The following is a 9,634-nucleotide window of genomic DNA, read 5'->3' as shown; positions in this document are numbered from 1 at the left end:
GGGAAAGCTAAAAAAGCAAAGTAGTGTCCAAAGACGAGTGAACTTTGGACAAGGGAAAGCTAAAAAAGCAAGATGGTGTCCTAAGACGAGTAAACTTTGGACAAGGGAAAGCTAAAAAAGCAAGATGGTGTCCGAAGATGAGTAAACTATGGACAAGGGCAATCCCAATAATTGAACAGTACATAGCCTTTTAGCAATATTCCTATATGACAACATTCCAGAGTGAAATTCTTTTACTCGAATTTAAATATAGCCATAAAAAAACTGCACCAAAATTGTTAGTTCTGTGTCTAACAATTTTGGTGCAGTTCAAATTCATATACTCTTGAGGGCATCTTCTTAGTTATTAATATATTTTTCAAATACGAATCCAAAATCCTTCACGCAATACTGTTTTTTACTGTCCTCAAGCCATTGAAATGCTGCTTGATTAAGCATCTTGAACTGAACGACTAAATTGCTGTCTGGACTTGTGACGCGGCCTAGTGTTATGGAAGCAACGTCAAGGCTTTGTTTTGCAAACTGTAGGCTGATTTCATTTTCATGGGAAATCTCAGAAATTTTGATTAATGCTTTATATAAATCTTTAATTTCCTCAATGTGTTTCTTGTGTACATCAATCGAGAAAGGGACAGAGCCAATTTTGAATTTAATCTCAACATCGAGATCAACCGTTCCTGCTGTTTCAAGCATTACATCCGAAATTCGATGGGTGGCATAACTATATCGGTGCAGCATCCGTTTTTTACTCGTAGCACTGGTGCCGTCAAGATGGATTAGAGCGTTATTGGTAAAACAATATTCATCTGATTTAGATTTGATTAAAAAGTAAATTTTCTCATTGTCTTCATGCATGACATAATCGTCTGCATCTACCTTATCATAATTTTCCGGTTTAATGACGGATCCTACATCGCTCAATCCTAAAATATCGGAAGCAACTTTTCCAAACATCTTTTCAACCTCACTTTATAATTTTTTAACTAAGTTATGTACGAACTAGGGGTAAATAAAGTTTCAAACCGTAGCTCTATTTTTGAACGACAGAACATTATATGCCGGACAGGAAAGCCTATGCACGTTTTTTCATATGATATGTTAACATAAAATTCAGAAATCTGATATACTGATACAAATCAAATATTGGGGCAAATCTATGTTGGTTTCCCTTGAATATGAAAGGAAAGTGAAGAATGCGACCCATTATCTTAGGCATATTTGCCGCCTTCTTTTTTGCAATTACTTTTATTCTCAATAGATCGATGGATCTTGCGGGAGGAAGTTGGATCTGGAGTGCATCATTAAGGTATTTCTTCATGGTTCCTTTTCTAGTACTAATTGTAGTCTTGAGAAAGAATCTTAAACCGTTGTTCCTTGAAATGAAAAAGCAGCCTGGTCGTTGGTTTTTATGGAGTACAGTTGGTTTTGGCCTGTTCTATGCACCAATTTGCTTTTCAGCGGCTTATGCTCCTGGATGGTTAATTGCTTCAACTTGGCAAATCACCATTATCTCCGGTTCCATGCTTGCCCCACTTTTTCATGAAACTGTTGTGACAGAGAAAGGGCCGGTACAATTAAGAGGGAAAATTCCCTTTAAGGGTTTAGGAATGTCTCTGATTATTTTACTGGGAATTATTCTTATGCAATTGGAACAATCGAACCACTTATCAATATTGGGGTTATCTTTAGGGGTTTTACCCGTTATTGTTGCCTCTTTTGCCTATCCATTAGGGAACCGCAAAATGATGGAGGTGTGCGGAGGCCGCCTGGATGTATTCCAACGAGTATTAGGCATGACACTAGCAAGCCTGCCTTTTTGGATTGTATTATCGATCTATGGATTCATCGATGCGGGTCCCCCAAGTCTTGGTCAGACTACTCAATCTGGGCTTGTTGCTATTTCCTCAGGAGTTATTGCTACGGTCCTTTTTTTTCAAGCCACTGATTTAGTAAGAGGAGACATGCAAAAGCTCGCCGCTGTTGAGGCGACCCAATCGATGGAGGTTTTGTTTGCTGTAATGGGAGAATTGCTCCTCTTAAACTCGGTGATGCCTTCTTCCTTATCTTGGGGCGGTATGGCATTAGTAATGATTGGTATGGTGCTGCATAGTCATTTCGCAAATAAAATGATAAAACAAAAAATTCAGAATGTCAGTGTTTAATTGGAAATCCTTATCAATCATGGTTGATAAGGATTTTTCTATTCTACTCTTTGGTTTCGATAACAATTGGCGCAAAAAATTTTGGATGCTCATTTTGACTTTTTTTCTATTTAGCTGCATATAGTTGTAACATCAAGATTACTTTATGGGGTGATTACGATTAGAAATATAGGTAAGGATGATTTTGTCCAAGGCTTTGTTCCACATCATAATCATGGTTCCGTTGACTACACAGGGGTAAGCTCAGGGCATGTCCATCAATGTTTGGACGTCACATCACCGGCAATTCCAACCCAAGATGGAGGGCATATTCACTATACGGAAGGATATGTTGTCTTTGAGGATGGACACACACATCACTATCGTGCATACTCCGGCCCTGCTATCCCTGTAGGGAATGGAATGCATGTACATTATTATGATTTCTATACTTCAGAAGACAATGGCCATAGTCATCATGTAAAAGGTGTGGATCATCCAGCACCCGGATCTAAGTAATCAGAAGAAAAACCAATCCTTATAGAGATTGGTTTTTTTACGGTATTCCTTTTTAATTTCACCGTTGGAAGTTGAACTAAACAAAAACTCGTTCTAAAACTAAAGGGTGTAAAGCATTTGTTCGATCTACAAAAATAAATCCATCATACCGTTGGCCCATGTTTGAAGGTACATAATTTCCAAATTGTTCGTATTCTGGATGATACACTACACCAATAGCCCTATGACCAATTGTTGCTGAAAATTCTTTGCGGTTTTGTTCGTTAAAAATAAGAAACTTATTCATCGCTCCAGACTGATGCATGAAATATTCCCAGCTACCGGTCTGGGCAGGCGGAACCTTCATTACCTCCAAGTTTACACCCCATTCGGTTGAAGCAATTACGGAGCCTGTATAGGTCCCAAATCCGACGATAAACACCTCATCTTCTCCATATTGTTCTCGGACAAGCTGTCCGACGTTTACCATTCCTTCATCCTTCATATCAGTGGCTCGTGCATCGCCAACATGGGTATTATGTTCCCATATAATGACCTTTGCATCGTCGCCATAAAATTTAACAATGGATTGTAAAGCATCCACCATGTGCCGATCACGAATATTCCAGGATTCATCATCACTTTTCACCATTGTTCGGTAGTATTCTTCTGCATGCGCTGTCACAAGCGCATTTACTTCCATATTGAGACTGCCTTCTTGGTTATCTTCAAACTTCCATTTATTTTTTTGAATGGTAGAAAGAAGGTCAAGGGCTTCTTTTAAACAGTCTTCTGATAAATACCCGGCAGACACTGCATAGGATTCGTTATTTCGGTTATGAGGCTCAAAACAAGCAAAGGCCTTCTTTGCTGTCTCAAGTTCAGGCGAATTAATTTTTTCTAAATAACCTACAATCTCATCTAGGCTCTCCCATAGACTGTAAACATCCAAACCGTAGAAACCAACTTTTTCTGTTCGCTTCGTTTTTAGATTAAAATCCTTTAACCACTCGATTAATTCAATTATTTCTTGATTGGCCCACATCCATGTGGGCCATCGATTAAAATCCTCTAGTACTTCCCGGGCCTCCTTTTTAGAGGAGGAGAGGCCTTTAATATATCGGTTAATTGATTGGCAGGCTGGCCAATCACCTTCCACTGCCATAAAGGAAAAACCTTTCTCTTGGATTAATCGCTTAGTTATTTCAGCCCGAATCGAATAAAACTCAGATGTACCATGTGATGATTCTCCGAGTAGGACGTATTTAGCATCACCAATCGCTTCGATTAACGGATCAAGGTCGTTGAAAGTATGAAAAGGTTTTGCGTATTTTTTTAGGGATTCTATCATTTGTTCAATCCTTTCCTTCCTTTTTAAGTAAGGTGCTCTATTTAGATAAGGTTCCCTTATTGTTTTGCTGCTAATCAGGAGCGGAATTCCAAAAATTCACAAATACGACACAAGTTTTCTGCCTATTCGGTTAATTGAGTGGTATACTAGAAGTGTAAAAGATATTAACAACTTAGGAGGCTCAACCATACGTGTTCGTTCCGTTATGTGAACGAGTAATAGTAAGGTTATTCCTGTTAAATCATTTGGCAGGGTGGAGCGATACAAGGAGTGTAAGGGAGGCATAAATCTAAAATAATCGCCTTTCATAGCTGATTTCTATGATTTTATAAAATCACTATCAAAGGAAAAAGTTAAGGATTTATAGGTTAGTACCTAGTTAAGGAAAATTTCTTAACAAGGTATTTATAACTGAAACCTAACCCAAAAGATGTTGCCAAGAAGCTGAATCCAAATGGGGAATAAGAGTCTTAAGCGGTTGCAAAACCGAAAATAATTTGTTTCTTTTAGGAATTTGAATTCCATTAAACGCATGTGAATTAATTCCTTCAACGGAACAAACACCCATCAGCTGAGTTTTTTAAATTTTTCCGCTAGCTTAAAAAACTAAATGGAAATAATTTTTTAAATAATCATTGGCTGGTGTCATGGCTGGGTCTCCTATGTTGTTAACCATAAAAGTAGTTACTTCCTAACGGGGTAGCTCTTTTTTTATGGTCATAAAAATATTTTAAGTATAGTTGGTAAAAAATCTGGGAAAATAATCCTTGTAAGGGAGTGAATAGGTATGAATAAGAAAAAAGAACCAAACATAGCCCCAGGGGTTGATGATCAAGAAGAACTAAATGCAAGTGCAACTGATAAGGAAGTGGCAGATGGTGAATATACGAGTGTGACCACCCTCTCCTACGATGAAGTTGACCCAAGTTGAATGGATTACTGCCTTGAAAAAAGGCAGTTTCTTTTTGTTTAGGATGTGTAAAAGTTATTGTTTATTTTATAGCCTGCAGAAGAAATCAACATTCAAGATTGATACAGTTTTTATTTAAAGAAAAGTAAGCATTTAAATATAAATAGCAGTGAATATTCATTATACTATTGGTAAGAGACTGTATTGAAAGGGGAAAGATAATGTCAGGGACACAAGAACTTAGTTTAATTGACCAGCAAGAAGCGATCATGGCTAAGATTGAACACAAAGGTTTGACCAAGAAAAAAATCTTCCAACGAATGCTATTAATCACGCTTGGGGCAATTCTAATGGGTGTAGGACTGGAAATCTTTCTTGTCCCCAATAAGGTAATTGATGGAGGGATTACGGGAATTTCCATCATGTTGTCTTATATGACAGGTTGGAAACTAGGAATTTTCCTCTTTCTATTTAATATTCCCTTTATCTTTTTAGGTTATAAACAGATTGGAAAGACCTTCGCTTTATCCACTCTTTATGGAATTGTTATTCTTTCTATTACAACCACCATACTTCATCCAGTTCCAGCTTTTACACAAGATATACTGCTTGCGACCATTTTTGGGGGAATCTTGCTCGGTGCTGGCGTAGGTTTGGTCATTCGCTATGGAGGTTCATTAGATGGAACCGAAATTCTGGCCATTCTTTTCAACAATAAACTTCCGTTTTCTGTTGGGGAAATTATCATGTTTTTTAATTTATTCATCTTAGGGAGCGCCGGATTTGTTTTTTCGTGGGATCGGGCTATGTATTCATTAATTGCCTATTTCGTTGCGTACAAAACGATTGATATTACCATTACAGGATTAGATGAATCAAAGTCAGTTTGGATTATAAGTGACAATGCCAGTCAAATAGGAGATGCGATCATGCATCGTTTAGGCCGTGGTGTTACTTACTTGAATGGGGAAGGCGCTTATTCTGGTGACCATAAGAAAGTGATCTTTTGTGTGATAAACCGACTAGAAGAAGCAAAATTAAAAGAAATTGTCACAGAGAATGATGACAGTGCCTTTTTAGCTGTGGCGGATATTGCGGAGGTACGTGGAGGCAGGTTTAAGAAAAGAGACATCCATTAATAGAGAATTTGATAAAATTAATGATAATGATGAAGGTATTTGTAGTTTTTCTGGTTTTATTGTCGTAAATAGGAAGAGCAGACGATGATTTTAAGAATGTTTTGTCGTACTATGCGCTTACCTAGGAAATAGTTTTAGCAAAAAATGAAATAAATCTGAAAAAGATGACAGATTAGTCTGCCATCTTTTTCGGATTTATCACAATAACTCATATACCTCATTTAATTGATAGGCTCTTTTCTCATCCTGTACCTCTTTTGCATGATTTATTTCTTTAGGTAACATGTGGTTTAAAAAATGAATTTCTTTTTGGGTTAAGTCATTGACAAAAGAACCTTCGGATTTGTAAGCGCCTTCAATGAGTTTCTTATATATAAATCGTCCTTCAGTGTGATCGTCCGTGTAATTGGATAATATCTCTTTTAAATACCCCAAAGTTTTATCCATTTAGTCATCCCATCCTTTCACCTTATTATTTTTCTTTGAAAGGACAATAATATTCATAATCCTCATGAAAAGGATAATTGTGATAAAAAGACCTACTTTTTTACTAAAAAGTAGGCAGTCATTTTATTTAGTTACAGTTATAACCCGATAGCTGAGAGTATCTTGGTATTTAATTACGATATTCCCATGTTCATTCAAAATGTGAAAAAGTTCAGGTTCAAAGTCCTTGGAGAAATTAAATTCAGGTGTTTGATTTCCGTGACTTAGGGGTGGGATTTGGGAGTGAATATCAATATGACGGAAACCTGCAGCCTGTAAGAGGCGCATCCAGTCATCCTCGAGCAATAAAGTGTCAACCGCGTAAAAATTCATAATCTCGGCGGCTTCCTGCTTATTCACGGGGCGGTTAATGGTCATTTCGTTAGCTAATAAACGACCGCCTTTTTTTAATACTCGATAAAATTCATTAAGAGCTTTTGGTTTATTCACAAAAGCTAAAACGGACTCTGAGATGATAAAATCAAAGGTTTGATCAGCAAACGGAATTTCCTCTATGGAGCCCTGTATCAGAGAAATGGGAAACTGCAGCTTGTCAAAGCGGCTTTTTGCTTTTTCCACCATAATCGGATTTATTTCCAAACCAATCACATTTGCCTTGTAGTGCTGATATAAGTAAGCGGCTGTTTGGCCAGTACCGCAACCAGCATCTAATATGACGGATTGATCATTTATCTTTTCCTTTGAAAGAATGTCTTGTGTAAGAAGGATTCCACCTGGATGGGCACCCCCAACACCAAATTTTGCTAAGAAATCAAAATAAGTTAAACTTCCCATAGACACCACCCATTTTCTTTTTAGCCATTGTATGTAAAAAATGGTTTGGTGGTTCATCTCTATCATTTTAAAAATAATTACAAAAACTCAATTGTTAAATACAAGCAACTCACGCATGATTTGCTTCACATAAATTTAATCGGATCGTACAAATTAAGCAAATAGGGGGAGAATTTTTTACTTCTATACCATGCTAGGGGGTGCTTAATATGAAAAAAATGACAAGACAGCCACTTTTCAAATTGTTTACTCCTAAACCAAAAAGCAGAATGCCATTATGGGCATCACTTGTCGGATTAGGATTAAGTGCTGCAGTGTTTGGGATAACAAAAGGGAAGCGTCGAGATTTTGCACGTCCTTTTCAAAATGTAATGAAAAACTTTTCAGAAAAAACGAACTTGCCTAGCTTAAATGTAATGGACAATGCAGCTCTCTCAGAGTTTTCTGATGAGTTAATGGAAAGTGCCTTAACAAATAAACGTTAAATTTCGCCAAAAAGTCCGCTGTTGCTTCAGCGGACTTTTTTTAATATCGAGTATGAGGAATTTTCTTTGGCTGGTACTCAATCATATCTGAAGAGTAGAGATTAATAATTAATAAATGCCCTAGTGTTTTAGCTCGAATCAGGACGGGCTCTTTGTACGTATTTTTAAAGACAAAATCAGGTCCATACCAACTAACCGTCGCATCGCGTCCAGGTGGGATGTACGGAACCTTTCTGGTATGGGAAAACCTTTGAACAATTTTAAGTCCTGCACTATCTACAGCGTTAAAAAGAGTGGAGGACACCTGACAAATACCTCCGCCTATATCTTCTGAAAATTCTCCTCTCACAATCACAGGGGCCTTTAAATAACCTTTTGAAGCTGTTCTCTTTCCAACCACCTTGTTAAAAGAAAAAGTTTCCCCCGGAAAGATCACATAATTATTGATCGCCTTTGTCGCTAAATCGATATTATTGGTCCTCGTTTTGTTCCCTGGATTAAAGGACGTTACATATCGGCCAATTCGCATACTACGTATATTAGCGAGTAATTCACTGTCCACTTTCGGGTAAACAGCTAACATCGGAATTTCTAATTTTCCTGAGCGGCGGGAAAAAAAATAAGCATACAGTTGTTCCGTAAACGCTTGACGGTGAATTTGAGATCCAATCTTTTCTGGGACTATCTCACCATTTAAATCAATCGATGCATTTTCAGGCTTTATCGAGAATTGCTTGTCCAAGTTATCTAGGAATTGGCTATACTTCTTACCATCAATGATCGGCAATTCTGTATAGGGATAGGAGAAATCCTCCTGCTTAATGGTTGTCACATGGATCCCGTTTTTGGTTATAACTAAATGATCGGGAGAGGTTATCGGTTGTGATGTTAAGATAATGCCTAAAATACATGATAATATCATTAATTGCACGCCTCCTCATTATAATATAAGTAGAAATTTCCCTTTTCATGTAGAAATGTGAAGAGAAGTTGAACACAAAATATTTATTCTTATTTCCAATTCCTACTTTACAAAAAGTAGAAAATAATTTATTATCATTATTAATAATGATAATAAAAGGAAGGAACCATTATTATGGTAAAAGAATCAACCGTTGATGTAATTTTGCATCCCGTTCGAATGAGAATTATTCAGTCCTTAATAAACCAACAAATGACCGCACAACAATTGAAAGAATTACTCCCTGATATTCCACAAGCCTCCTTGTATCGCCATTTAAAAAAACTAGTTGAGGCAGGGGTTATTCATATAATTGAAGAGATACCAAATCGAGGGACAATTGAAAAGGTATATTCCCTTCAAGACCCTGCTAATGCCACCATATCGGTAGAGAAATTAAACAGTTTTACTAAGGATGAGCATATGGATTTATTTTTTAAGTTCATGGCTAACATCATGGGGGAATATGAGCGATATTTAAACGAGGATAATATTGATTTAGCCCGTGATGGGGTATCATTTAGGCAGACTTCTCTATTTTTGAATGACACGGAGTTTGCTCAATTTATTCAGGAACTATCAGAGATTTATACAAAAGTGACACAAAATAAGCCCGAAAAGGGAAGAAGAAGAAGAACATTAGCGACCATTATTATTCCTGACCGGAAACATGAAGAACAATAGGGAGAGTTAAATGTCGCAAAGCGTAAATTGTCACTTCATCGTAAGTTTGTTGAGCTGCCTTATCACTGGTGCAGGTTCACTTTAAGCTGAATCATTAAAAAGGGCCGTCACGATGACAGTCCTATTTTTTAATGAAAAAAGTTGAAATTTATAGTATAGTAGCAGATGATAACAAATGAATAGA

At 37.1% G+C, this 9,634-nt stretch carries 11 protein-coding genes; 6 read left to right on the top strand and 5 right to left on the bottom strand.

Annotation, left to right across the window (positions count from 1 at the left end):
• Positions 1-339: 339 nt before the first annotated feature.
• Positions 340-954, bottom strand: a complete 615-nt coding sequence (locus tag J7E81_RS13140) for a PH domain-containing protein (protein ID WP_215042706.1) — start codon at positions 952-954, stop codon at positions 340-342.
• Between the two features lie 239 nt (positions 955-1,193).
• Between J7E81_RS13140 and J7E81_RS13135 the strand changes: the two genes are divergently transcribed.
• Together J7E81_RS13135 and J7E81_RS13130 are read left to right on the top strand one after the other, a co-directional pair.
• Positions 1,194-2,162, top strand: coding sequence for a DMT family transporter (locus tag J7E81_RS13135; protein ID WP_215042704.1), 969 nt, complete (start codon positions 1,194-1,196; stop codon positions 2,160-2,162).
• 159 nt (positions 2,163-2,321) lie between these two features.
• Positions 2,322-2,660, top strand: coding sequence for a YmaF family protein (locus J7E81_RS13130; protein WP_215044325.1), 339 nt, complete (start codon positions 2,322-2,324; stop codon positions 2,658-2,660).
• A gap of 76 nt (positions 2,661-2,736) precedes the next feature.
• Here the strand turns inward: J7E81_RS13130 and J7E81_RS13125 are convergent, their stop codons facing one another.
• Positions 2,737-3,990: an erythromycin esterase family protein gene (locus tag J7E81_RS13125; RefSeq protein ID WP_215042702.1), complete on the bottom strand. Its 1,254-nt coding sequence runs from the start codon at positions 3,988-3,990 to the stop codon at positions 2,737-2,739.
• Positions 3,991-4,777: 787 nt separating this feature from the next.
• Between J7E81_RS13125 and J7E81_RS13120 the strand changes: the two genes are divergently transcribed.
• Together J7E81_RS13120 and J7E81_RS13115 are read left to right on the top strand one after the other, a co-directional pair.
• Positions 4,778-4,921 carry a hypothetical protein gene (locus J7E81_RS13120; RefSeq protein ID WP_215042701.1) on the top strand — a complete coding sequence of 48 codons (144 nt, stop codon included), beginning with the start codon at positions 4,778-4,780 and terminating at the stop codon, positions 4,919-4,921.
• 248 nt (positions 4,922-5,169) lie between these two features.
• Positions 5,170-6,039 (top strand): YitT family protein, encoded by an 870-nt coding sequence (locus tag J7E81_RS13115; RefSeq protein ID WP_374104054.1) that lies wholly within the window; start codon positions 5,170-5,172, stop codon positions 6,037-6,039.
• Between the two features lie 198 nt (positions 6,040-6,237).
• Here J7E81_RS13115 and J7E81_RS13110 read toward each other — a convergent pair whose 3' ends face one another.
• Both J7E81_RS13110 and J7E81_RS13105 read right to left on the bottom strand, forming a co-directional pair.
• Positions 6,238-6,486: a sigma-G-dependent sporulation-specific acid-soluble spore protein CsgA gene (locus J7E81_RS13110; protein ID WP_215042697.1), complete on the bottom strand. Its 249-nt coding sequence runs from the start codon at positions 6,484-6,486 to the stop codon at positions 6,238-6,240.
• Between the two features lie 123 nt (positions 6,487-6,609).
• On the bottom strand, positions 6,610-7,320 hold the full coding sequence (locus J7E81_RS13105) for a class I SAM-dependent methyltransferase (protein ID WP_215042695.1): 711 nt from the start codon (positions 7,318-7,320) through the stop codon (positions 6,610-6,612).
• 209 nt (positions 7,321-7,529) lie between these two features.
• Here J7E81_RS13105 and J7E81_RS13100 point away from each other — a divergent pair, with 209 nt between their 5' ends.
• Complete coding sequence (locus tag J7E81_RS13100; RefSeq protein WP_215042692.1) at positions 7,530-7,805, top strand: hypothetical protein; 276 nt, start codon at positions 7,530-7,532, stop codon at positions 7,803-7,805.
• A 40-nt stretch (positions 7,806-7,845) separates the two neighbouring features.
• On the opposite strand, the gene J7E81_RS13095 is transcribed toward J7E81_RS13100, so the two are convergent.
• On the bottom strand, positions 7,846-8,727 hold the full coding sequence (locus J7E81_RS13095) for a VanW family protein (RefSeq protein ID WP_215042690.1): 882 nt from the start codon (positions 8,725-8,727) through the stop codon (positions 7,846-7,848).
• 174 nt (positions 8,728-8,901) lie between these two features.
• On the opposite strand from J7E81_RS13095, the gene J7E81_RS13090 reads away from it, so the two are divergent.
• A complete protein-coding gene (locus tag J7E81_RS13090; RefSeq protein ID WP_215042687.1) occupies positions 8,902-9,450 on the top strand; it encodes a helix-turn-helix domain-containing protein in 549 nt (182 codons plus the stop codon).
• Positions 9,451-9,634 lie beyond the last annotated feature (184 nt).

The sequence above is a fragment of the Bacillus sp. ISL-18 genome (genome assembly GCF_018613415.1).
GTDB lineage: Bacteria > Bacillota > Bacilli > Bacillales > Cytobacillaceae > Neobacillus.
The sequence above is the reverse complement of the archived record's forward strand: the minus strand, read 5'-3'. Positions and strand labels throughout refer to the sequence as shown.

Excerpts from the sequence above, each read along its gene's own strand:
- J7E81_RS13140 (WP_215042706.1), bottom strand. The coding sequence starts at position 954 with ATGTTTGGAAAAGTTGCTTCCGATATTTTAGGATTGAGCGATGTAGGA.
- J7E81_RS13135 (WP_215042704.1), top strand. The coding sequence starts at position 1,194 with ATGCGACCCATTATCTTAGGCATATTTGCCGCCTTCTTTTTTGCAATT.
- J7E81_RS13105 (WP_215042695.1), bottom strand. The coding sequence starts at position 7,320 with ATGGGAAGTTTAACTTATTTTGATTTCTTAGCAAAATTTGGTGTTGGG.
- J7E81_RS13100 (WP_215042692.1), top strand. The coding sequence starts at position 7,530 with ATGAAAAAAATGACAAGACAGCCACTTTTCAAATTGTTTACTCCTAAA.
- J7E81_RS13120 (WP_215042701.1), top strand. The coding sequence starts at position 4,778 with ATGAATAAGAAAAAAGAACCAAACATAGCCCCAGGGGTTGATGATCAA.
- J7E81_RS13090 (WP_215042687.1), top strand. The coding sequence starts at position 8,902 with ATGGTAAAAGAATCAACCGTTGATGTAATTTTGCATCCCGTTCGAATG.
- J7E81_RS13125 (WP_215042702.1), bottom strand. The coding sequence starts at position 3,990 with ATGATAGAATCCCTAAAAAAATACGCAAAACCTTTTCATACTTTCAAC.
- J7E81_RS13110 (WP_215042697.1), bottom strand. The coding sequence starts at position 6,486 with ATGGATAAAACTTTGGGGTATTTAAAAGAGATATTATCCAATTACACG.
- J7E81_RS13115 (WP_374104054.1), top strand. The coding sequence starts at position 5,170 with ATGGCTAAGATTGAACACAAAGGTTTGACCAAGAAAAAAATCTTCCAA.
- J7E81_RS13095 (WP_215042690.1), bottom strand. The coding sequence starts at position 8,727 with ATGATATTATCATGTATTTTAGGCATTATCTTAACATCACAACCGATA.